Consider the following 364-nt stretch of genomic DNA (forward strand, 5'->3'; position numbering starts at 1 on the left):
CGCGCGGCCAGCGCGCGCACCGTCTGCGCATCGAACAGCAGCGTGGTCGGCAGCTCCCGGCCCAGGCGCTCGCGCAGCCGCGCCACCACCTTGATCGCCGCCAGGGAGTGACCGCCGATATCGAAGAAGTTGTCGGTGACGCCGAAATTGTCGCGGCCCAGCAGTTCCCGCCATACGTCCAGAATCGAGCGCTCCAGTTCTCCCTCCGCGGGCACCGGGGCGCGGCTGTCGCTGCGGCGCGCCAGTGCCGGCAGCGCGCGGCGGTCGATCTTGCCGTTGTCCCCCAGCGGCAGTTCCCCCACCGCCAGTACCCGCGCCGGCACCATATAGTCCGGCAGCCGGCGCGCCAGCGCCTCGCGCACCC

1 protein-coding gene is annotated in these 364 nt (G+C 72.8%); it reads right to left on the reverse strand.

Features of this window, described 5'->3' with window-relative positions; all coding sequences use genetic code 11:
- Positions 1-364 (reverse strand): phosphopantetheine-binding protein (locus OQE62_RS19415; protein ID WP_265723699.1); only part of this gene is annotated, 364 nt, incomplete at both ends.

This window comes from Microbulbifer halophilus, from assembly GCF_026183675.1.
GTDB lineage: Bacteria > Pseudomonadota > Gammaproteobacteria > Pseudomonadales > Cellvibrionaceae > Microbulbifer > Microbulbifer halophilus.